General features: G+C 72.7%; 21 protein-coding genes and 2 pseudogenes. 8 read left to right on the plus strand and 15 right to left on the minus strand.

The annotated features are described in order from the left end of the window. Positions 1-302 precede the first annotated feature (302 nt). The 6 genes and pseudogenes from cbiE to ACP4J0_RS24575 form a co-directional block, all read right to left on the minus strand. The gene (gene cbiE, locus ACP4J0_RS24550) at positions 303-1,523 is read right to left on the minus strand and encodes a precorrin-6y C5,15-methyltransferase (decarboxylating) subunit CbiE (protein ID WP_426600830.1); all 1,221 of its coding nucleotides are present in this window, start codon (positions 1,521-1,523) and stop codon (positions 303-305) included. A gap of 140 nt (positions 1,524-1,663) precedes the next feature. After that, positions 1,664-2,302, minus strand: coding sequence for a GNAT family N-acetyltransferase (locus tag ACP4J0_RS24555; RefSeq protein ID WP_426600831.1), 639 nt, complete (start codon positions 2,300-2,302; stop codon positions 1,664-1,666). A 160-nt stretch (positions 2,303-2,462) separates the two neighbouring features. Continuing rightward, entirely contained in the window at positions 2,463-3,290 is an 828-nt protein-coding gene (locus ACP4J0_RS24560; protein WP_426600832.1) for a MetQ/NlpA family ABC transporter substrate-binding protein, read from the minus strand. Positions 3,291-3,365: 75 nt separating this feature from the next. Further along, complete coding sequence (locus ACP4J0_RS24565; protein WP_426600833.1) at positions 3,366-4,103, minus strand: methionine ABC transporter permease; 738 nt, start codon at positions 4,101-4,103, stop codon at positions 3,366-3,368. Continuing rightward, on the minus strand, positions 4,100-5,137 hold the full coding sequence (locus tag ACP4J0_RS24570) for a methionine ABC transporter ATP-binding protein (RefSeq protein WP_426600834.1): 1,038 nt from the start codon (positions 5,135-5,137) through the stop codon (positions 4,100-4,102). The genes ACP4J0_RS24565 and ACP4J0_RS24570 overlap by 4 nt, the downstream gene beginning before the upstream one ends. Positions 5,138-5,581: 444 nt before the next feature. Beyond that, positions 5,582-5,737 (minus strand): annotated as a pseudogene (locus ACP4J0_RS24575) (HAD family hydrolase); the annotation flags it as partial. Positions 5,738-5,785: 48 nt separating this feature from the next. On the opposite strand from ACP4J0_RS24575, the gene ACP4J0_RS24580 reads away from it, so the two are divergent. Further along, positions 5,786-6,145, plus strand: a complete 360-nt coding sequence (locus tag ACP4J0_RS24580) for a hypothetical protein (protein ID WP_426600835.1) — start codon at positions 5,786-5,788, stop codon at positions 6,143-6,145. Then, the gene (locus tag ACP4J0_RS24585) at positions 6,126-6,575 is read left to right on the plus strand and encodes a hypothetical protein (RefSeq protein ID WP_426600836.1); all 450 of its coding nucleotides are present in this window, start codon (positions 6,126-6,128) and stop codon (positions 6,573-6,575) included. The genes ACP4J0_RS24580 and ACP4J0_RS24585 overlap by 20 nt, the downstream gene beginning before the upstream one ends. 97 nt (positions 6,576-6,672) lie before the next feature. Here the strand turns inward: ACP4J0_RS24585 and ACP4J0_RS24590 are convergent, their stop codons facing one another. The 3 genes from ACP4J0_RS24590 to ACP4J0_RS24600 all read right to left on the minus strand — a co-directional run bounded on the left by ACP4J0_RS24590 (position 6,673) and on the right by ACP4J0_RS24600 (position 8,971). Beyond that, positions 6,673-7,170, minus strand: a complete 498-nt coding sequence (locus ACP4J0_RS24590; protein ID WP_426600837.1) for a GNAT family N-acetyltransferase — start codon at positions 7,168-7,170, stop codon at positions 6,673-6,675. A 57-nt stretch (positions 7,171-7,227) separates the two neighbouring features. Continuing rightward, the gene (locus ACP4J0_RS24595; RefSeq protein WP_426600838.1) at positions 7,228-7,722 is read right to left on the minus strand and encodes an RNA polymerase sigma factor; all 495 of its coding nucleotides are present in this window, start codon (positions 7,720-7,722) and stop codon (positions 7,228-7,230) included. Positions 7,723-7,795: 73 nt separating this feature from the next. Next, positions 7,796-8,971 carry a glycerophosphodiester phosphodiesterase gene (locus ACP4J0_RS24600; protein WP_426600839.1) on the minus strand — a complete coding sequence of 392 codons (1,176 nt, stop codon included), beginning with the start codon at positions 8,969-8,971 and terminating at the stop codon, positions 7,796-7,798. Between the two features lie 540 nt (positions 8,972-9,511). On the opposite strand from ACP4J0_RS24600, the pseudogene ACP4J0_RS24605 reads away from it, so the two are divergent. Then, positions 9,512-10,256: pseudogene (locus tag ACP4J0_RS24605) on the plus strand (lysophospholipid acyltransferase family protein). A gap of 209 nt (positions 10,257-10,465) precedes the next feature. Here the strand turns inward: ACP4J0_RS24605 and ACP4J0_RS24610 are convergent. The 4 genes from ACP4J0_RS24610 to argH form a co-directional block, all read right to left on the minus strand. Next, positions 10,466-11,998: an MFS transporter gene (locus ACP4J0_RS24610; protein ID WP_426600840.1), complete on the minus strand. Its 1,533-nt coding sequence runs from the start codon at positions 11,996-11,998 to the stop codon at positions 10,466-10,468. Between the two features lie 3 nt (positions 11,999-12,001). After that, positions 12,002-12,547, minus strand: a complete 546-nt coding sequence (locus ACP4J0_RS24615; RefSeq protein WP_426600841.1) for a TetR/AcrR family transcriptional regulator — start codon at positions 12,545-12,547, stop codon at positions 12,002-12,004. Between the two features lie 128 nt (positions 12,548-12,675). Continuing rightward, positions 12,676-13,647 (minus strand): aldo/keto reductase, encoded by a 972-nt coding sequence (locus tag ACP4J0_RS24620; protein ID WP_426600842.1) that lies wholly within the window; start codon positions 13,645-13,647, stop codon positions 12,676-12,678. Between the two features lie 98 nt (positions 13,648-13,745). Then, a complete protein-coding gene (argH, locus tag ACP4J0_RS24625) occupies positions 13,746-15,173 on the minus strand; it encodes an argininosuccinate lyase (RefSeq protein ID WP_426600843.1) in 1,428 nt (475 codons plus the stop codon). 290 nt (positions 15,174-15,463) lie between these two features. On the opposite strand from argH, the gene ACP4J0_RS24630 reads away from it, so the two are divergent. From ACP4J0_RS24630 to ACP4J0_RS24650, 5 genes are all read left to right on the plus strand, one after another. Then, positions 15,464-16,051, plus strand: coding sequence for a pyridoxamine 5'-phosphate oxidase family protein (locus tag ACP4J0_RS24630; protein ID WP_426600844.1), 588 nt, complete (start codon positions 15,464-15,466; stop codon positions 16,049-16,051). A 3-nt stretch (positions 16,052-16,054) separates the two neighbouring features. Continuing rightward, on the plus strand, positions 16,055-16,777 hold the full coding sequence (locus ACP4J0_RS24635) for a L,D-transpeptidase family protein (protein WP_426600845.1): 723 nt from the start codon (positions 16,055-16,057) through the stop codon (positions 16,775-16,777). A 117-nt stretch (positions 16,778-16,894) separates the two neighbouring features. Next, positions 16,895-18,277, plus strand: a complete 1,383-nt coding sequence (locus ACP4J0_RS24640) for a ferredoxin reductase family protein (protein ID WP_426600846.1) — start codon at positions 16,895-16,897, stop codon at positions 18,275-18,277. Between the two features lie 27 nt (positions 18,278-18,304). After that, complete coding sequence (locus ACP4J0_RS24645; RefSeq protein WP_426600847.1) at positions 18,305-18,751, plus strand: FMN-binding protein; 447 nt, start codon at positions 18,305-18,307, stop codon at positions 18,749-18,751. Between the two features lie 55 nt (positions 18,752-18,806). Next, complete coding sequence (locus tag ACP4J0_RS24650; RefSeq protein WP_426600848.1) at positions 18,807-19,544, plus strand: FAD:protein FMN transferase; 738 nt, start codon at positions 18,807-18,809, stop codon at positions 19,542-19,544. Positions 19,545-19,715: 171 nt separating this feature from the next. On the opposite strand, the gene ACP4J0_RS24655 is transcribed toward ACP4J0_RS24650, so the two are convergent. Both ACP4J0_RS24655 and ACP4J0_RS24660 read right to left on the minus strand, forming a co-directional pair. After that, positions 19,716-20,255 (minus strand): arginine repressor, encoded by a 540-nt coding sequence (locus ACP4J0_RS24655; RefSeq protein ID WP_426518722.1) that lies wholly within the window; start codon positions 20,253-20,255, stop codon positions 19,716-19,718. Positions 20,256-20,262: 7 nt separating this feature from the next. Further along, positions 20,263-21,468, minus strand: a complete 1,206-nt coding sequence (locus ACP4J0_RS24660; protein WP_426600849.1) for an acetylornithine transaminase — start codon at positions 21,466-21,468, stop codon at positions 20,263-20,265. Positions 21,469-21,481 lie beyond the last annotated feature (13 nt).

The raw sequence follows: 21,481 nt of genomic DNA on the forward strand, positions 1-21,481 counted from the left end.
CCGGGACGGCGCACCGACCGCCCCGCAGTGAAGAACGAGCGTGCGTGCCCAGCGGCACGAACGACCCGCCGGAAAAGACGACAAAGCCATTGAGTGGCATTGTCGCGGTCCTTCCCCCGTCACGACAGCTTGATCCGCGACGGCCCGCTGTGGACTGCGCCACGTTGCGCGTCCTCCGGTTCTGCCGTACCGCTCCCAGCCCGGAACGGACCGGTTTCTACGGACATTGACCGGCGAGTGGCCGGGTGTCCGAGTGCGGTACAACAATCCGCCAGCCTACCCCGCGCGGTACGACAACCCGATCACGGGGCGCGGTCCGGGAGGACCCCGCTGAGCAGGAACGCGACGCTCCGCTCCGTCTCCGTCCAGGCCCGGGTGTCGAGCCCGACGGACTGCAGCAGAGCGCACTCGACCCGGTAGCCGTGCTCCGTCAGGTCCCTGCCGACGAGTTCGGCCGCGTCACGGGTCGCGGCGTGCGCGACGATGCGCTGCGGCCGCCGGTCGGCGACCGCGGAGACCACGGCCGCGCCCCCGCCGCCGACGCGGACGACGTCGGGTTCGGGGAGGTCCTCCAGGACGTGCGGGGCCGTCCCGTGCACGATCTGGAGCTGGGTACCGAAGTGACGTGCGGTGGCCTCGGTGCGGGCGCAGGCGTCCGCGTCGCGGTCGACCGCGATGACGGCGGCGCCGCCGCGGGCGGCCTCGGTGGCGAAGGCGCCGCCGCCGCAGCCGATGTCCCACACGAGGTCGCCGAGGCGCGGCCCGAGCCGGGCGAGTTGGGCCGTGCGGAGCAGGTCGGTCTCGCCCTCGCCGAGTTCGCCGCCGTACGTCTTGGCCGGCAGGGCCCAGCCGCGCGGCCCGGCGGCGGGGTCGCGGCCGGCGATCCAGCCGGCGCCGTCGGTCGCGGTTCCGGGACCGACGCTCCCGCCGACGACGATGACGACGTTCGGGTCGCGCCAGGTGTGGTCGGCGGCCTTGTCGGAGGTGACGACGGTGACCCGTTCGCGGATGGTGCCGAGTTCCTCGCAGATGACGAACGTGCGGTGGACGCCGTCCATCAGCAGGCCGAGTTCGGCCGGCCCGGCGCCGGGGGAGGTGAGGACCGCGACCTTGGTGTGGGCCCGGCATACGTTCACCGCGCGTCGCAGGGTGCGGGGATGGGCGACGACCACATGGGCGTCGTCCCAGGGCATACCGGCGCGGGCGAAGGCGGTGGCCACGGAGGAGACCGCCGGGACGACCTCGACCTCCAGGCCGAACTCGGGGGCCCGCAGGGTGCGTACGACGCCGAAGAAGCCGGGGTCGCCGTCGGCGAGGACGACCGCCGTGCCGCGGTGGCCGGCGATGCGGCGGGCGGCGAGGGCGACGCTGCCGAGGCGGATGCGTTCGGCGGCGGGCGGTACCTCGGGAAGTGCCAGGTGGTGGGCCGCTCCGGCCACCAGTGTGGCGGCGCCCAGTGCGGAGCGTGCCGCGGCGGTCAGCGGCGAACCGTCCCAGCCGATCACCGTGACCCGGTCGGCCATCGTCGTCAGTCTCCAGGGTTTTCGCAGGTCGTGGTCGCGGAACCGTACGCGGCGCGCCCCGTGAGGGTACCTGGTGCGGCCTGGGAGCGGGGCGGTGGCGGAGTCGGCCCCCCGTGGATCAGTTCCAGATCAGTTCCAGATCAGTTCCAGTCGGTGAACGTGGTGAAACCATCTGTGTCGGTCAGGTGCCCGGCCGCGCCCTCGAGGTCCTCCGGCAGCAGGCTCCACACGATGAAGTCGGTGCGTATGTCCGTCCAGACACCGTCGTCGGTGCGGACGCGGGCTATGCAGGCGTTGCGCAGGACGCCCTCGCTGATGCAGCCGATCTTCTGGGCGACCTGCTGGGAGGCGGTGTTGTCGGCGGCGGTGCGCAGCTCGATACGTTCGAACTTCTGGTCGCCGAAGAGCCACTGGGCGGTGGCGAGCGCCGCCTCGGAGGCGTAGCCCTCGCCCCTGGCCCAGGGGGCGACGATGTACGACAGCTCGGTGGACCGTACGTGCCAGTTGGTCTTGGTCAGCTGGACGATGCCGACCAGCCGCTGGGTGAGGAACTCGGTGACCGCGAGGTCGAGTCCCCGGCCGGCCGTGCGCTCGGCGGGGGCGTACTCGCCGATCCAGGTGTGTGCGCCCTGCTCGGTGAAGGGCTGCGGGACGTGGGTCCAGGCGGCGACCTGCTCGTCGTTCATCATCGCGGTGAGGGCGGGGACGTCGTCCTCGTCGAGGGGGCGCAGCACCAACCGCTCCGTGCTGATGGAGATGTTGGGGAAGGTGCTCGTCATGCGCCGCTCCGTAACCTGTGTGACCGTCAGGGCCTGCTCGAACTGCCCAGCATGCAGCATGCGAGCACTCAACCACACCACGGGGTCCGCCCCGGTTCGGAGCGGACCCCGTACCGAGTGGACCCCGTGGGGCGCGGGCGGTGCGGTGCCGGCGGTGCGGTCAGAAGGAGGGCAGGACGGCGCCGTCGTACTTGTCCTCGATGAACTTCTTCACCTCGGGCGACGTGAGCAGCTCCGCGAGCTTCTTCACCCGCGGGTCGTCCTCCTGGCCCTCCTTGACGGCCAGCAGGTTGCTGTTCGGGTTGCCCTTGGCGGATTCCAGGAGGAGGGCGTCCTCGGCCGGCTTGAGGTCGGCCTCGATGGCGTAGTTGCCGTTGACGACCGCGGCGTCGACGTCGTTCAGGGAGCGCGGCGTGGTGGCCGCCTCCAGCTCCTTGAACTTGAGGTTCTTCGGGTTCTTGGTGATGTCCGCGGGGGTCGCCGTGGTGCCGACGCCGTCCTTGAGGGTGATGAGCCCGTTGGCGGCGAGGAGCTGGAGGGCGCGGCCCTCGTTGACGGTGTCGTTCGGGACGGCGACGGTCGCACCGTTCCTCAGGTCCGCGGCCTTGTCGACCTTGTTCGAGTAGAGGCCGAGGGGCTCCAGGTGCACGTCGACGACGGACACGATGTGCGTGCCGCGCTTCTGGTTGAAGTCGTCGAGGTAGGGCTTGGTCTGGAAGAAGTTGGCGCCCACCGAGCCGTCCTCCGTCGACGTGTTCGGCGTGACGTAGTCGGTGACCTCCTTCACCTCCAGGTCGAGGCCCGCCTCCGACGCCAGGTTGTCCTTGACGTAGTTGAGGATCTCGGCGTGCGGGACCGGGCTGGCGGCGACGACCAGCGGGCCGGAGGTGTCGGAGGCGGCGTCCTTGTCCGAGCCGCAGGCGGTGAGCCCGAGGGTGAGGGCTCCGGTGGCGAGGACGGCGGTGGTGAACTTGGCGGTGTTACGCACGAAAAGTGCCTTTCCTGAGGTGGTGCGACCCCGTCTCGGGTGGTACGGGGGGTGTGGGGGGACGTGGGTGGCGGCTTACGCGACCTTGCTCACGTCGGCCGCCGACGGCTCCTTGGCCTTCAGCAGCCGCAGCCGGGGCGCGGCGCCCGAGCGTCCGCCGCGGCGGTGCAGCGCGCGGGCCGCGGCGTCGCCGGCGAACTGGATCAGCGAGATGACGACGGCGAGGATCGCGACGGTGACCCACATCAGGCCGGACTCGAAGCGGTTGTATCCGTAGCGGACGGCGAGGTCGCCGAGTCCGCCGCCGCCGACGGTGCCGGCCATGGCGGAGTAGCCGATGAGGGCGATGATCGTGGTGGTGGTGCTGGCGATCAGTGACGGGAGCGCCTCGGGGACCAGGACCTTGCGTACGACGGTCCAGGTGTTGCCGCCCATGGCCTGGACGGCCTCGACGAGCCCTCCGTCGACCTCGCGCACGGCGGTCTCGACCAGGCGCGCGAAGAAGGGGATGCCGCCGATGGCCAGCGGCACGATCGCGGCCTCGCTGCCGATGGTGGTGCCGGTGATCCAGCGGGTGAAGTTCATCAGGGCGACCATGAGGATGATGAACGGCAGCGAGCGGCCGATGTTCACGACCTGGCCGATGACCTTGTTCACCACGGTGTTCTGCAGCAGGCCGCCCCTGTCGGTCAGCACCAGCAGGATGCCGAGCGGGAGTCCGCCGACCACGGCGATCAGGGTGGACCAGCCGACCATGATCAGGGTCTCCTGACAGGCCTGCTCCAGCAGGGGCCGCATCTCGGACCAGGTCACTTGGCACCTTCCTTCACCAGCGGGGACGGCTCGTCGTTGATCACGTCGATCTGGAGGCCCTGTTCGCGCAGGAAGCCGACGGGCACGACGTTGTCCTCGTAGCCGCCGGGCAGTTCGATGCGCATCCGGCCGACCTGGAGGCCGCCGACGGTGTCGATGGCGGCACCGAGGATCGATATGTCGATGTTGTAGGTACGGGACAGCTGGGAGATGACCGGCTGGGTGGCCGCCTCGCCGTGGAAGGTGACGTCGAGGACGGTGCGGTCGTCGCCGGACGCGTCGCCGCCGACCGGGAAGAGGGCGGCGGCCAGCTCGGAGCCCGGAGTGGCGAGCAGCTCGCCGACCGTGCCGGACTCGACGATGCGGCCCCGGTCCATGAGGGCGGCCGAGTCGCAGACGCTCTTGACGACGTCCATCTCGTGGGTGATCAGCAGGACGGTCAGGCCGAGCTCCCGGTTCAGGTCGCGCAGCAGCTGGAGGATGGAGCGGGTGGTCTCCGGGTCGAGGGCGCTGGTGGCCTCGTCGGAGAGCAGGACCTTGGGGTCGCCGGCCAGGGCGCGGGCGATGCCGACGCGCTGCTTCTGGCCGCCGGAGAGCTGGGCGGGGTAGGCCCCCGCCTTGTCGGCGAGACCGACGAGGTCGAGCAGTTCCAGCGCCTTGCGGGAACGTTCCTGCCCGGACTTGCCGAGGATCTCCAGCGGCAGTTCGACGTTGTCCCGCACCGTCCGTGAGGAGAGCAGGTTGAAGTGCTGGAAGACCATGCCGATACGGCTGCGCGCCTGCCGCAGCTCCTTGCCGGCGCGGGGGCCGCGGCCGGCGAGCGCGGTGAGGTCCTGCCCGGCGACGGTGACCGTGCCGGCGGTGGGACGCTCCAGGAGGTTGACGCAGCGGATGAGCGAGGACTTGCCGGCGCCGGACTGGCCGATGACGCCGTAGACCTCGCCCTCGCGGACGTGCAGATCGACGCCGTCCAGGGCGGTGACCTCGCGGCCGCCCGAGCGGTAGACCTTGGTGAGGCCCGATGTGGTGATCACGTGGGTTTCCGTCACTGTCGAGTGCGCGGCGCGGTGATGTGCGCCGGGCACGGGGCGTTGTTCTTCGGGGTCTTGGGTCCTTCGGAACGCGGCACGGTTCTCGCGGTGGCGATGCACGGTGGCGACGCGGTGGGGTGGTGATCCGGGGAGAAACGTGTGCGCGGGGCGTGACTCAGCCGCGGGCGCGGGGCGCGGGCGCGGACATGAGCGGGCGCTCGCTTCGGGGCGCGAGGCTCAGGTGGTGCAGGGGCCCTCTAGAAGGCGCACATTCGACACATACAACGAGCACCGGGCGTCATCGTCGCCTCGGTCGCAGGGGTGCGGTCGCTCGTCGTGCTCATGCGATCAGTAAAGCAGACGTACGGTCCGGACCGGACACCGCTGTCCGAATAGTGGACAGCGGTGGATGGTGGCCGGCCGGTGGCCGGCCACCGGGGGCGCGAATCAGCCCCGGACGGAGATCTCGACTCCCGCGTCGGTGACCAGGGCCGACAGGTCGGACAGGTCGGTGATCACCAGGTCGGCGTCGAGTTCGTCGGCCCGGTGGGTTGTGGCCAACGCCACGGTGGTCATGCCGGCGGCGCGACCGGTCCCCGCCGGACGGGGCCGGGGGCGGCGGGGCTTTTCGGGCGTAATAGGGTCGCTGCCATGCTTGACGTCCTGACGCTGGTGACCGGCGTCGCCGCGCTGCTGCTCGCCGCCTGGTGCGGCTGGGCGGCCTACCGTGACCAGCCGACCAAGGACTGGCACTTCATCGGCATGGCTGTGGTCTCGGCGCTGGCGCTGGTCCAGCTGGTGGTCGGGATCGTGCGGCTGGCGGGGGGCGCGGAGCCGGAGCAGGGCACGACGATCTTCGTGGCGTATCTGCTGGGCGCCTTCGCCTGTGTTCCGGCGGCGGGGTTCATGTCGCTGGCCGAGCGCACCCGCTGGGGCTCGGTGACGGTCGCCGCCGGCGGTGTCGTCCTCGCCGTCCTGGAGGTGCGGCTGTATGACATCTGGGGAGGCTGAGACGGTGGCCGCGCGGGAGAGGCCGGACCGGACGCGCCTGATCGGCGGGCCCGGCATCCTGCTGGTGTGGCTGTACGGGGTGATGGTCGTGGGCGCCGTGTCCCGGTCCGTGTACCAGATCGCGACCGAGTTCGACCGGGCGCCGATCCCCTACACCTTGTCGGCCGTCGCGGGCGTCGTCTACGGCTTCATCACGTACACGCTGGTGCGCGGCGGCGAGACGGCCCGCAGGGCGGCGCGGGTCTGCTGCGCGGCCGAGCTGGTGGGCGTGCTGGCCGTCGGTACGTGGTCCATGGCCGAGCCGTCGGCGTTCTCCGACGCGACGGTCTGGTCCGACTTCGGCATGGGCTACGTCTTCATCCCGGTGCTGCTGCCGCTGTCCGCGCTGTACTGGCTGCGGAAGGGTGCGCGGGACGGGGAAGCCGCCTGAGGCCGTCAGGCGGCTGCTGCTCCTCCGCGGCCGTTCGCACCCACGCGGCGGGGACCGCGTCTCGGCACGGTCCCCGCGCCCCGGGAGCGCCCGGCCCTCACGCCGTCGCCGCGTACGCCCCCGCCTGCTTCTCCAGGACGATCATCGGGACGCCGTCCGCGCCCTCGGCCGTTCCCACCGTCTCGTAGCCGACCCGCCGGTACAGCCGCAGGTTGCCTTCGCTGCGGTGCCCGGTGTGCAGACGGAAGCGCTTGGCGCCCCGGCCCTCGGCGAGCGCCGACTCGGCGGCCCGCAGCAGGCGGGCGCCGATGCCGTGCCCCTGGAGCCGCGGATGGACGCACAGCTTTCCGATGGACGCCGCCCCGTCCTCGGTCAGCCGGCCGCGCACCGAGCCGACGACCTCCTCGCCGAGCCGCGCCACGAAGACGCAGTCGGCCGCGACCTCCTCGCGCACGGAGTCGAGGGTCTGGACGAGCGGGTCGATGCGGTAGTTGCCGTACAGCGCCGCCTCGCTCTGGAAGCAGAGGTACTGCAACCGGAAGATCTGCTCGGCATCCTGCTCGGCCGCCGCCGAGATGGTCACGCTCATGCCCATGTGCGCATGCCTCCCGCTCACCTGATCAGCTGTGGTCCCCCACTCCTATCCCCGTCCTCAGCACGCCGCAACCTCCGGTGACAGCAATCGCCGCAGACATTCCAGACATCGGGAACGTTCCGGGCCAAGACTGCCCTGTGAGATACCCAACTCCCCCGCGATCTCCCGGTATGTGAGGTCCTTCGGCGACAACAGGGCCTCCATCAGCCGGGGGCAGCGGCCGGGCAGCCGGTGCACGGCGTCCCGCAGGGTGCGGCGGCGGGCCGCGGCGAGCGCGAGCTGCTCGGGCTCGTGCTCGGCGGCGCCGGCGGGTTCGGTCTCGTACGGCTGCTCGTCGCGGCTCGTACGGCGGGTGCGGCGGGCCTCGACGCGGACGGCGCTGCGCAGCCAGCGGTGCGGGTCGCGGGGCGGGCCGTCGGCCTCCAGGCGCTCCAGCAGGCGCAGCCAGACCGCCTGTTCGAGATCGCCGGGTTCGACTCCGGACGCATATGCCTCGGCCGAGGCCTCGGCGGTGAGCAGTGGGTGCAGGGAGGTGACCAGGTCATGGGTCATATGCGGGTCGACGCGGCCGCCCGGACGGCGGTTGCCCGGGCGGCCGAAGGTCACCCCAACCGGGGGTGGTGGCTCAGCTGTTGACGAAGTCCTCGCGGGCCAGCACGCCGGTGTCCGGGTGGTCGGTGAAGACGCCGTCGATGCCGGTGGCGAAGTAGGCCCGGAACGCGCCGAACACGTCGCCGTAGGCGTCGGGGTCGCTGCCCTTGCGGAAGTCGGCGGGCAGGAAGGGGTTCTCGTTGCGCATCGTGTACGGGTGCAGGATCAGGCCCGCGCGGTGCGCGTCGCGGACGAGCCTGGTCGGCTCGGTGAGCCGGCCGGCGGAGTCCCGCGGGATGATCAGGTCCAGGGTCGGGCCGATGCCCTGCGCGTAGGAGGCGATCTCCTTCAGGCCCTTCGGCGTGATGAGGTCGGCGGTCGTGCGCGGGTCCCCGGTCTCGACGAAGTCCCAGGGGCGGCTCTTGGCGCCGGACAGCAGGACGGCGAGGGGGTTGCCGACGAGCCGGTTCATCCGCTGGATGCTGGTGGGCTCGAAGGACTGGATGATGACGGGCGAGTTCTTCCGGTCCTTGCCGTACTTGCGCAGGAGCCGCGCGAGGCGTTCCTCCGTACCCAGGCCCAGCTTGCGGAAGTAGGTCGGGTGCTTGAGTTCGGGGTAGATCCAGACCTGCTTGCCGCGCCTGCGCGTCTGCTCGTTCTGCCAGCGGAGCACCTCTTCGAAGGTGGGGATCTCCCAGCGGCCGTCGTAGAGGGTGTTGTGCGGGCGGTTGGCCGGGATGCGCTCGGTGGCGCGGAGGGTCTTGAGCTCGGCGAGCGTGAAGTCCTCGGTGAACCAGCCGGTGACCGAGACGCCGTCGAGCAGCTTGGTGCGCTTGCGGTCGGCGAACTCGGGGTGGTCGGCGACGTCCGTGGTGCCGCCGATCTCCGGCTCGTGCCGGCAGACGAGGTGACCGTCCCTGGTCGGGACCAGGTCGCCCGCCTCGACGATGTCGGCGCCCATGTCGAGGGCGAGTTCGTAGGCGCCGAAGGTGTGCTCGGGGCGGTAGCCGCTGGCGCCGCGGTGGCCGATGACCGTGGGGACGGGCAGGCTCTCGACGCCGCCGCCGCGTCCGCCGCCGTGCCGCGGGTCGGCGGCTCTCGCCGTGCCGGACAGGCCGAGCACGGCTCCGCCCGCACCGAGCACCGCTGCTCCGAGGAGCGCCCGCCGTCCGGTGCCGCCCGCCTGCTCGTCCGACTCCTGCGTTCCCATCAGGGCCTCCTGCCGTTGACCGTCGGTGCGGGCCGATCGTAGGGGCGCGTACATGACGAGCGGGAGACCGCGACCGGAACACGCGGGTGCCGGGGCATGTCGTATGAGTCGTACGGGCCTGGAGGGGCCGTCGGGACGGGACGTCTGACGTGCCGTCGGCTTCGTGTCGGCCGGGCGGGGTACGCGGTCGGTGGCCGCGTTCGTCGTGGCGGTGCCCGACGAGCCCCGTGGCCACGGAGAAGGGGTCGCGGCACGGCTCCAGCGGCGCGCCTCGCGCGGTCCGCTCGTCGTCCGTGTTTCGATCCGGTCGGTGTCCCGGTCCCCCGGACCGACGACGCCGGTCCCTGCGGACCAGGACGGTGACGGCGGCGGCCATGACGGCACGGAGCACGGCGAGTACGGCGAGGACCGGCACGCGTCGCCTTCCCCGGTGGACGCGACCTGCCTCACATCCTCGTGCGGGCGTCACGGCCCCGCGACACCCTGCACCGCAGGTGAACGCGCGTCAACACCGCGTAGGACCCGGACGGCCCGACGTGCGTGATCCCGTCGGCCGCGAGTAATGTCCTCACCTGCACAGACTCATACCGCATCCCCGACACCGGAGGACCCGTTGTCCCGCTTCGCGCTCATCAAGGCAGTGCTCGGCCCGATCATGCGCCTGATGTTCCGCCCACGGGTGGAGGGCGTGGAGAACATCCCGGGCGACGGCCCGGTGATCCTGGCCGGCAACCACCTCACCTTCATCGACTCGGTGATCATGCCCCTGAAGTGCGACCGGCAGGTCTTCTTCATCGGCAAGGACGAGTACGTCACCGGCAAGGGTCTCAAGGGCCGGCTGATGGCCTGGTTCTTCACCGGCGTCGGCATGATCCCGGTCGACCGGGACGGCGGCCGGGGCGGGGTCGCGGCCCTGATGACCGGCCGCCGCGTGCTGGACGAGGGCAAGGTCTTCGCCATCTACCCGGAGGGCACCCGCTCCCCCGACGGCCGCCTCTACCGCGGCCGCACCGGCATCGCCCGGCTCACCCTGATGACCGGCGCTCCCGTCGTCCCGTTCGCCGTGATCGGCACCGACAAGCTCCAGCCGGGCGGCGCCGGCCTGCCCCGGCCGGGCAAGGTCACGGTGCGCTTCGGCGAGGCGATGGAGTTCTCCCGCTACGAGGGCATGGACCGCGACCGCTACGTCCTGCGGGCCGTGACCGACTCCGTGATGACCGAGGTCATGCGGCTGTCCGGCCAGGAGTACGTGGACATGTACGCGAGCAAGGCGAAGGCGGCGTAGGGCCGCGACGACGGAGAAGGACGGCGGGCCGCTCGGTGAGCGGCCCGCCGTCCGTACGTGGTGGGCGCCTGACGGCGTCCCTGTCGCACCGGTGTCTCGAAGGACGCGGTGATGAGCGGAAGCATCGGCGCCGGCGCGCAGCCGACGGTCACGGCGGGTGTTCCCGCGCAGCCGGTCCGGCCGGCCGGAGGGCACGCCCCGGCCGCTCCCTACGGGTGCTCCGCCCCGTCCTCCAGGCGCTGGCCCCGCAGCAGGAACCAGGAGGCCACGGCGGCGGCCAGGAGGACGGTGGCGCCGACGCCCGCCGCGAGGGCCAGGCCGTCGACGAAGGCCTGGCGGGCGGCGTCCAGCAGGGCCTCGGCCGACGGGGCCGGGAGGCCGGAGGCCGCCTCCACCGCGCCGCCCAGCGACTCGTGCGCCGCGGCGGGGGTGCCGTCAGGGCCGGTGAAGTCGCGGTAGACGCCGGTCACGATGGAGCCGAGCACCGCGATGCCGAGGGCGGCACCGAGTTCGTACGCCGTCTCGGAGACCGCGGAGGCGGCTCCCGCCTGCTCGCCCGGCACGCTGGACAGGATCACGTCGGCGGTGACGGTGAACGAGAACCCGGCGCCCACGCCGACGACGAGCAGGACCGCACCGAGCAGCGGGTAGCCGGTGTTCTGGCCGATGACGGTCAGCGCGGCCAGCGCGAGGCCGACGGCGGCGAGTCCGCCGCTGACCACGGCACGCACCGAGAAGCGCCGGGCCGCGCGGCCGGCGATCAGGCCCGCCACCACCGCGCCGACGGCGGCGGGAAGTTCGGCCAGGCCCGCCTCGAACGGCCGCCTGCCCTGCACGAGTTGCAGGTACTGGGAGAGGAAGAACACCAGCCCCGACAGGCCCAGGATGGTCAGCAGGTCGGCCAGCACCGCGCCGCTGAAGCCGCGGCTGCGGAACAGCCGCATGTCGAGCAGCGGTGTCGGCATGGTCAGCTGGCGGCGGACGAACCCGTACAGCGCGGCGGCGCCCAGCAGCCCCGCGGCGAGGGTGGCCCACGCGAAGCCGTGCGCGGCGGCCTCCTTGACGGCGTACACGAGACCGACCATGCCGATCAGTGAGAGCACGACGCTGAGCAGGTCCCACGGCCCCGGGTTCGGGTTGCGGGACTCGGGCAGCAGCTTGATGCCGACGACGACCAGGACGGCCATCACGGGCAGGTTGATCAGGAAGACCGAGCCCCACCAGAAGTGCTCCAGCAGGAAGCCTCCGACGACCGGGCCGACCGCCGCGCCGGCCGAGGCCGTGGCGCCCCAGATGCCGACGGCGAGGCTGCGTTCGCGCGGGTCGTGGAAGAGGTTGCGGATCAGGGCGAGGGTGGCGGGCATCAGGGTGGCGCCCGCGACGCCGAGCAGGGCCCGGGCGACGATCATCAGCTCGGGCGTGGACGCGTAGGCGTTGAACACCGATATCGCGCCGAACGCCGTGGCGCCCACGAGCAGGATCCGCTTGCGGCCGATGCGGTCGCCGAGGCTGCCCATGGAGACGAGCAGACCGGCGATGACGAAGGAGTAGACGTCGCCGATCCAGAGCAACTGGGTGCCGGAGGGGGCGAGATCCTCACTGATGTAGGGGGTCGCGAGACCGAGCACGGTCGCGTCGACGGCCACCAGCAGCACGGCCAGTACGAGGACGGACAGCGCCAGCCAGCGGCCGGGGCGCTTCACCGCCTCGGTCGACCGGGCCGGCTGCAGGGTGCGGGTCATGGTTCACTCTCTCCGAAGTGCGCCGCCGAGCAGCAGCTCGACGATCATGTGGGTCAGGTCGTTGCGGGCCACGCGGCCCTCGGTCACCGCCCAGGCGCCGGAGGCCAGCAGCCCGTAGAGCGCCTCGGTGAGCCAGGCCGGGGTGAGGTCGATGCGGAACTCGCCGCTCTCCTGGCCGCGGCGGAACACCGCGGCCATCCGGGCATCGATGCGGGCCCAGCCCGCGTTCTGCTCCTCGCCCTCGAACAGCTGGTTCTCGGTGTAGAGGAAGGCGAGCAGACCGGCGGAGGGCTCGATCTCGCGCACGAGGCGGCGCACCGCGTCGGCCGCCGGCCCGTCGTCCAGACGGGCCGCGTCGAGGGCGGCCTCGCACTCGGCGATGCCGAGCGACTCCAGCGCCCGGACGAGGGCGTCGCGCCCGGCGAAGTGCCGGTGCAGCGTGGCACGGCTCAGCCCGGCCGCCCTGGCGACCTCGTCCATGGTCGCGGTGGCTCTGCGGGTCAGCAGGGCCGCCGCACTGCGCAGTACCTGGTCTCGATCAACAGCCATGAGACAACGATAGCCCGCATGAGACATGTTTGTCTCATGCGGGGCATGCGTGACTCACCCCACAAGGCAGTGCGTCACGGTTCGCCGACGTCGGTACGGAGCAGTTGCCCGCCCCCCGCGGTGGGGGCTCAGTGCCAGGGCAGCCGCCCGCGCCGCTCCCAGTAGGCGTGCGGGTCCTCGACGAGTGCGTCGAGGCGGGCCACCTGGTCGTCGTCGAGGTCGACGACGGCGGCGTGCAGGTTCGAGCCGAGCTGGTTCACGGTCGCGGCGCCGGAGAGGACGACGCCCGCCCAGGGCCGGCGCAGAACCATGGCGAGGGCGACCGCGTCACAGCCCAGGGCCGTCTCCTCCGCGACGGCCGCCAGGGCACTGGGCGCGTGGGGCTCCGCGAGACGGCCGTTGGCCATGCCCTCCTTGACGATCACGGTGAGCCCGGCCTCGTGCGCCTCGGCCAGCGCGGGCCCGGCGGAGGTCTCCAGCACGTTGTACGTCGACTGCACGGTACGGAAGAGGGGTTCGCCGTCGACGGTCACCGCGAGCGCGGCGCGGATGGTGTCGGCCTGGGCGGGGCCGCTGGTGGAGAAGCCGACGGTGACACCGCCCGCGGCGGCTTCGGCGAGCTTCGCGTGCAGTTCCTTGTCGGTGAGCGCCGGGCTGTCGGGGGTGAGGGAGTGGATCTGGTAGAGGTCGAGCCGGTCGCCGAGCAGGGCGCCGGTCTCGGCGTGCTGGCGCTCGTACGTCGCGACGCCGTGGTCCTTGACCTCGTGCCGCTCGGCGTCGGCCGACCAGTCGGCCGTGTAGGTGTAGCCCCATTTGCTGCCGACGACCACGTCGTCGACGTCCGGGCGGCCCCTGAGCCAGTCGGCGAGGAACTCCTCCGAGCGCCCGTAGGAGCGGGCCGCGTCGAAGTACCGGACACCCTGCGCGTAGGCGGCGTCGAGCAGGTCGTGGGTGCGCTCGCGCATCACCTCGACGCCGCGGTCGGCCGGCAGGTCCCGGTCGCGGCCGAGGTTGATGTAGCCGGGGCGGCCTACGGCGGCGAGCCCCAGGCCGATGTGGCAGGTGGGGGTGGTCGCCGCGGCCAGGCGGGCGAAGGGCATCGCGGGCTCCGTTCGGTCGGGTGCTGAAGCCGGGGTCCGTCGGGCGGACAGGCCCCGGCGACCAACGTAACCGCGATGCCCTGCCGGCACACCGGCGGCTATCGCTCGGCGTCCGCCCACGCGTGCTGGCCGGCCACGTCGGCCTTCACCTCGGCGAGCTGGACGGCGACCGCGCTGGGCGCCGTACCGCCACGGCCGCTGCGGGAGGCCAGGGCTCCGGGGACGTTGAGGACGGTACGCACCTCGGGGGTGAGATGGGCGGAGATCTTCGCGAACTGCTCGTCGGTGAGCTCGTCCAGCTCCTTGCCCTCGGCCTCGGCCGCCTTCACGCACTCGCCGGCCACCTCGTGCGCAACGCGGAACGGCACGCCCTGCTTGACGAGCCACTCGGCGATGTCGGTGGCGAGGGAGAACCCGGCCGGGGCCAGTTCCTCCATGCGCTCGCGGTGCACGGTGAGGGTGGCCATCATGCCGGTGAAGGCGGGGAGCAGGACCTCCAGCTGGTCGATGGAGTCGAAGACCGGCTCCTTGTCCTCCTGGAGGTCGCGGTTGTACGCGAGCGGGAGGGCCTTGAGGGTGGCCATCAGGCCGGTGAGGTTGCCGATCAGGCGGCCGGACTTGCCGCGCGCCAGCTCGGCGATGTCGGGGTTCTTCTTCTGCGGCATGATCGACGAGCCGGTGGAGAAGGCGTCGTGCAGGGTCACGAAGGAGAACTCCTTCGTGTTCCAGATGATGATCTCCTCGGCGATCCGGGAGACGTTCACGCCGATCATCGCGGTGATGAAGGCGAACTCGGCGACGAAGTCGCGGGAGGCCGTGCCGTCGATGGAGTTGCCGGCGCTGCCGTGCTCGAAGCCGAGGTCCTTGGCGACCGCCTCCGGGTCCAGGCCGAGGGAGGAACCGGCCAGGGCGCCCGAGCCGTACGGCGACACCGCCGTGCGCCGGTCCCACTGGCGCAGCCGCTCCGCGTCCCGGGACAGCGCCTGGACGTGGGCGAGGACGTGGTGGGCGAAGAGCACCGGCTGGGCGTGCTGGAGATGGGTGCGGCCGGGCATCGCCACGTCCGGGTGGGCCTCGGCGAGGCCGATCAGCGCGTCCTGGAGGTCGGCGATCAGACCGCCGACGGTCCGGGCGTGGTCGCGCAGGTACATGCGGAAGAGGGTCGCCACCTGGTCGTTGCGGGACCGCCCGGCGCGCAGTTTGCCGCCGAGGTCGGGGCCGAGCCGCTCCAGCAGGCCGCGCTCGAGGGCGGTGTGGACGTCCTCGTCGGCGATGGTGCCGGTGAAGGAGCCGTCGGCGACGTCCGCTTCGAGCCGGTCGAGGCCGGCGGTCATCCGGGTCAGCTCGTCCTCGGTGAGCAGCCCGGCCGCGTGCAGCACGCGCGCGTGGGCCCGCGAGCCGGCGATGTCATAGGGGGCGAGCCGCCAGTCGAAGTGGACGGACGCGGACAGCTTCGCCAGGGCCTCGGCGGGGCCGTCGGCGAAACGGCCGCCCCAGAGCCGGACGTCACCGCTGTTGCTGCTCACTTGGGTCGCTCCTCAGGGCCGTTGATGTGCCACCGCCTCCGCACGGTTACCTCCGGCGGCATGCATGAGTATGCAGAGCTATGCATGATTCGTCAATTCGACGGGGCCGTGAACGCACGGACCCTCTTCCCCGTACCCCCGGCCGGGCGCAGGCGCCGTGGCCGCCCCGCGAAACGCCGGCCGGGGCGGCCACGGCTTCGTCCGGCGGAGGCGCGGCGGCGGCGTCCGGATGACGGGAACGTCAGAGCTTCTTCGGACAAGCGCACGAACAGCACCCATAATCGTTAGACATGGGAAAGACTTACGAGCGCATAGACGGCAGACTCCGCTCCTTCATCGAGGCACAGCCCCTTTTCTTCACCGCCACCGCGCCCTTGTCCGGCGACGGCACGGTCAACCTGTCCCCGAAGGGTCTCACCGGCAGCTTCGCCGTGCTCGACGAACTCACCGTGGCCTACCTCGACTTCGCCGGCTCCACCGCCGAGACCGTCGCCCACCTGCGCGAGAACGGACGGATCACGCTGATGTGGTGCGCCTTCCAGGGGCCGCCGAACATCGTCCGGGTGCACGGCCGCGGCGAGCCGGTCTTCCGCGACGACCCCCGCTTCCCGGAGCTGCTCACCCACTTCCCGGACATCGACACCAGCGCGCACGGGCTGCGCGCGATCATCGTCGTGACCGCCGAACTGGTCCGCGACTCCTGCGGCTACGCCGTCCCCTTCATGGCGTACGAGTCCGACCGGGACCTGCACGGCAAGCGTTTCGCGCGCGAGGACGACGCCTCGCTCAGCGCGTACTTCACCAAGAAGGAGCACATCGCCACCAGCCTGGACGGCCTCCCCGGGCTGCCGTTGCCGCTGCCCCCGTCTACCGTCTGAGCCATGCGCCCCGGTGTCGTCGCCGCCCTCGTCTCCGCCTCCCTCCTCGTGCCCGGTGCCGCGCCCCCCGGCGGGCCCCCGCCCCGGCCGCTGCCGGCCCGGATGGCGGACACCGGCGGCGGCAGCCAGCTGATCACCGCGGTGGCACCGGGGACCGGCTCGACCGAGGGCCGGGTCACCTGGTGGGACCGCAGGGACGGTGGCCGGGGCGGCGGCCGGTGGGTGAAGGCCGGTTCCGCGCCCGCCCGCTTCGGCGCCGGCGGGCCGGCCGACGGAGCGACGCGCGAACAGGGCACGAACACCACACCGACCGGGCTGTACGACCTGCCGTACGCCTTCGGTGTCGCGGCGGCGCCGCGCGGGACGTCGTACCCGTACCGCCCGGTGCGCCAGGACTCCTGGTGGTGCCAGGACACCGCCTCCCGCTCCTACAACCGCTGGGCCGAACCGCGCCCCGCGGACTGCCGCGCCGCCGAGGCCGAGCACCTGATCACCTACCCGGCGCAGTACGCGCACGCCCTGGTCGTCGGCTTCAACTACCACCGCCCGGTGCGCGGACGCGGCGCCGGGATCTTCCTGCACGTCAACGGGCGTGGGGCGACGGCCGGTTGCGTGTCGGTGCCGGCGGAGGCGATGCGCCGCATCCTGCGGTGGTCCGACCCGGCCGCCCGGCCGCACATCGCGATCGGCACGGCCGGCGGGGCGACGGCGATCACGCGCTACTGAGCGGCGGCAGGAGTACCGGGAGCACCGAGCGGCGGCAGGAGTACCGGGAGCCGGCTGAACGCCGGGGCGGTGCGGCGCGTATCCGTGGGTCAAGGGCCGAGTCCCCACGGAGGAACCGTGACCACCACGCTCGCCGGCGGCCGTGCCGCCCGCCGCCAGACCATGCGGCGCATCCGTCCGCGCCGCTCCCCCGCCGTCCCCCTGCTGCTCGCCGTGTGGGCGGGCGCGGCGGGCGTGTTGTGGCTGTGGTGGCACAACACGCCCGCCGTCTCCGACCGGACCGGCATGATCCTGAACGCGGGCCGGATCACCGGCCTGCTCGCCGGGTACCTGATGGCGCTCGTGGTGCTCCAGATGGCGCGGGTGCCCGCGCTGGAGCGGCGGGTGGGCTCCGACCGGGTCGCCCGCTGGCACGCCATGACCGGCCGCTACACCCTCTGCCTGGTCCTCGCCCACGTCGTCCTGATCATGTGGGGCTACGCCGCCCAGGCAGGCAGGGGCCTGGGCGGCATCGTGCAGCAGACGATCGACTCCGTGAACCAGCTGCCGGACATGGGCAAGGCGGCCCTCGGCACCGGGCTGCTGGTCCTCATCGGCCTGTCGTCCATCGGCCCGCTCCGGCGCCGGATCCCGTACGACGCCTGGTACCACGTGCACCTGCTCACCTACGTGGCGGTGTTCCTGACCTTCTGGCACCAGCTGACCACCGGCAACGACTTCGCCGTCGAACCGGTCGCCAGGACCGTCTGGTACGCGCTGTACGGGTCGGTGACCGCGCTCGTGCTCTGGTACCGCGTCCTGACCCCCGTCCGCCTCAACCTGCGGCACCGGATGCGGGTCGAGGCGGTGATCGAGGAGACGCCCGGGATCGTGTCGGTGCTGATCGGCGGGCGCCGGCTGCACCGGATGGGCGCGGAGGCCGGGCAGTTCTTCCGCTGGCGGTTCCTGGCGCCCGGGATGCGGTTCAGCTCCCACCCGTACTCGCTGTCGGCGGCGCCGCGCCCGGACATGCTGCGGATCACCGTGAAGGCGATCGGCGACCACAGCGCCCGGCTGCGCGAGCTCGCGCCCGGCACCCGGGTGTGGGCGGAGGGCCCGTACGGCGCCCTGACCGCGCGGCGCCGCAGCCGCGGCAAGGTGCTGCTGGTGGCGGGCGGGGTGGGGATCACCCCGATGCGGGCGCTGTTCGAGACGCTGCCCGGGGCACCCGGTGACATCACCCTGCTCTACCGGGCCAACAGCACCCAGGACCTGGCGCTGTGGGACGAGCTCGCCGGGATCGCCGACGAGCGCGGGGCCCGGCTGATGTACGCCGTCAACAGCCCGGACGGGGAGCGTCCCGACATCTCCGCCCAGACCCTGAGCCGCAAGATCCCGGACGTCGAGCGTCACGACGTCTTCCTGTGCGGGCCGCCCGGCTTCGCCCGGTCGGTGTACGAGGCACTGCGCGCGGCGGGGGTCCCCGCCCGCCGTATCCATCACGAGTCGTTCGAGATGTGAGCGACGGACGTCAGGAGTCCAGGACAGATGAGGAAGAGCCACCCCGTCCGGCGTGCCGTGCTCGCCGGCGCCGCGACCGTGTCCGGCATCGTGCTGCTGCTGTCGCTGAAACCGGCGTCCGACCCGGGTTCCGCCTCGGCGGCGGGCGGCGCGGCCCCGCCGGTGGCCGCGCGGTCGCCGCAGGGCGGCCGGGACGCGGGGGCCGGCACGGTCACGGGGGACGCGGCCGGCACCCCGTACGGGCCCGTGCAGGTCCGGCTCACGGTGAACGGCGGGAAGATCACCCGCGCCGAGGCCGTGCGGGCACCCGAGGGCGGGAAGAGCGGCCGGATCACCGCCGACGCCGTACCCAGACTCAACCGGGCCGCCGTCACCGCCGGCAGCGCCGACATCGACACCGTCTCCGGCGCCACCTACACCAGCGCCGGATACAGGCAGTCGTTGCAGTCGGCACTGGACCGGGCCGGCGGCTGACACCGTGGCCGGATCCGCGCGGGCTCCCGCCCCGGTGCGTCACGTGGAGGAGACGATGGGGACCGTCTTCTCCTTCGACGTCCGCGGCGGGGAACCCGCGTCCGTACGGACGGCACTGGACGAGGCGGTCGCGGGGCTGCGCCGGGCCGACGAGGTGTTCAGCACCTACCGGGAGGACAGCCAGGTCTCCCGTCTGGCGCGCGGTGAACTGACCGTCGACGCGTGCGCGCCCGAGGTCGGCGAGGTGCTGGAGCTGGCGGCCGAGGCGGAGCGGGTGAGCGGCGGCTGGTTCAGCACGTCGTACCGGGGCCCGCCGGACCCGACCGGGATCGTCAAGGGCTGGGCCGTGGAGCGTGCCGCCCGGCGGATCGCGGCGGCCGGTGCGCTCGGCGTCAGCGTCAACGGGGGCGGGGACGTGCAGGTGCTCGGGACGCCGGGGGCGGGGCGGCCGTGGCGGGTCGGTGTGTCGGACCCCCTGCGTCCGGGCGGACTGGCGGCCGTCGTCTCCGCCGCGGGGGCGGCCGAGCTGGCCGTGGCGACGTCCGGCAGCGCGGAGCGGGGCGCGCACGTCGTCGATCCGCGCACCGGGCGCTCCGCGGTGACCGACCTGGTGTCCGTGACGGTGGTGGCGCCCCGGCTGACCTGGGCGGACTGCTGGGCGACGGCGGCGTTCGCGATGGGGTCGAGGGAGGGGCTGCGGTGGCTGGAGTCCCTCGGCGGGGTCGAGGCCCTGTTGGTCACGGCGGGGGACGAGGCGCTGTGCACGAGGGGTCTGGCGGGGTGGCTGGGATGAGTGGCGTCGGCGAGCGACCGGCGGTGCCGCCCGGCCGGACGCCTTCGCCCGCGGCCGCGCCCGCGGCGGCACCCGACGGCCCCGGCCGGGGCGCCCTGGAGGGCCGCGGGGAACCGCGCGACCAGCCGCGCACGGTCCGCGGCCGACGGACAGGAGAAGCCGCCGCGGCGCTCAGTGCCCGTTCTGAGCCAGCCGCAGCAGATGGTCCGCCAGTGCCTGACCGCCCGTCGGCTCCCTGCTGATCAGCAGCAGCGTGTCGTCACCCGCGATGGTGCCCAGGATGTCGTGCAGCTCCGCCTGGTCGATCGCCGAGGCGAGGAACTGCGCCGCACCCGGAGGGGTGCGCAGGACCACGAGGTTCGCCGACGCCTCCGCGGAGATCAGCAGCTCCGCGGAGAGCCGCCGCATCCGCTCCTCCTTCGCCGACCCCCCGAGCGGGGCCCGCGGGGTGCGGAAGCCGCCCTCGCTGGGCACCGCGTAGATGAGGTCGCCGTCGGTGTTGCGGATCTTCACCGCGTTCAGCTCGTCCAGATCCCGGGAGAGCGTCGCCTGGGTGACGGTCAGCCCGTCGTCGGCGAGCAGCTTCGCCAGCTGGCTCTGCGAGCGCACCGCCTGCCGGTTGAGGATGTCCACGATCCGGCGGTGGCGTGCGGTGCGGGTCTGCGGAAGGGCGGGCCCGGCCGTCTGCTCGTGCTCCTGCGCATGGCTCATCGTCGTCTCATTCTCCGGATCGTCCGTCCCCGTGGGCCGCGTGGGCCTGGTCAAGGATGCCGGGAAGCGCCCCGAGGAACGCGTCCACCACGTCGTCGCCGAGGTTCAGCGCGGGCATCAGCCGTACGACATCGGGTGCGGGCGCGTTCACCAGGATTCCGGCGTCCTGAGCCGCCTGCTGCACCCGGGGTGCGAGCGGCTCGGTGAGCACGATACCCAGAAGGAGTCCCGCGCCCCGGACGTGGCCGACCAAGGGGTGGCCGAGCGCCTCGACCGCACCGCGGATCTTCTCGCTCTGCCGCTTGACGTTGTCCAGCAGTCCCTCGTCCGCGATGGTGTCGAGGACGGCGAGTCCGGCGGCGCAGGCGACCGGGTTGCCGCCGAAGGTCGTGCCGTGCTGGCCGGGCCGGAGGAGTTCGGCGGCGCGTCCGAAGGCGACCGTGGCGCCCAGCGGCAGTCCGCCGCCGAGGCCCTTGGCGAGGGTGACGACGTCCGGCAGGACGCCCTCGTGGGCCTGGTACTCGAACCAGTGCCCGGTCCGGCCGATCCCGGTCTGCACCTCGTCGAGCACCAGCAGCGCCCCGGTGGCGGCGGTGATGGCCCGGGCCGCCTTCAGGTAGCCGGGCGGCGGGACGACGACGCCGTTCTCGCCCTGGATCGGCTCGATGACGACGAGGGCGGTGTCCTCGGTGACCGCGGCGGCCAGCGCCTGCGGGTCGCCGTACGGTACGTGGGTGACGTCGCCGGGCAGCGGCCGGAACGGTTCCTGCTTGCCGGGCTGGCCGGTCAGCGCCAGGGCGCCCATGGTCCGGCCGTGGAAGCCGCCGTCGGTGGCGACCATGTGCGGCCGCCCGGTCAGCCGGCCGATCTTGAAGGCGCCCTCGTTGGCCTCGGCACCGGAGTTGCAGAAGAAGACCCTGCCGTCGCGGCCGAAGCGCTGGAGGAGCCGTTCGGCGAGCACGACGGGCGGCTCGGCGATGAAGAGGTTGGAGACGTGGCCGAGGGAGGCGATCTGCCGGCTCACCGCCTCGACCACCGCCGGGTGGGCGTGGCCGAGCGCGTTGACCGCGATGCCGCCGACGAAGTCCAGGTACTCCTTGCCGTCGGCGTCCCAGAGCCGGGAACCCGCACCGCGCACCAGGGGCAGGCGCGGGGTGCCGTAGTTGTTCATGAGCGCGCCCTGCCACCGCTCGGTCAGCTGTTCGTTGCTCACGGTCGCCCCTGTG

Source organism: Streptomyces sp. WG7, from assembly GCF_049975785.1.
In the GTDB taxonomy this organism is placed as follows: Bacteria; Actinomycetota; Actinomycetes; order Streptomycetales; family Streptomycetaceae; genus Streptomyces.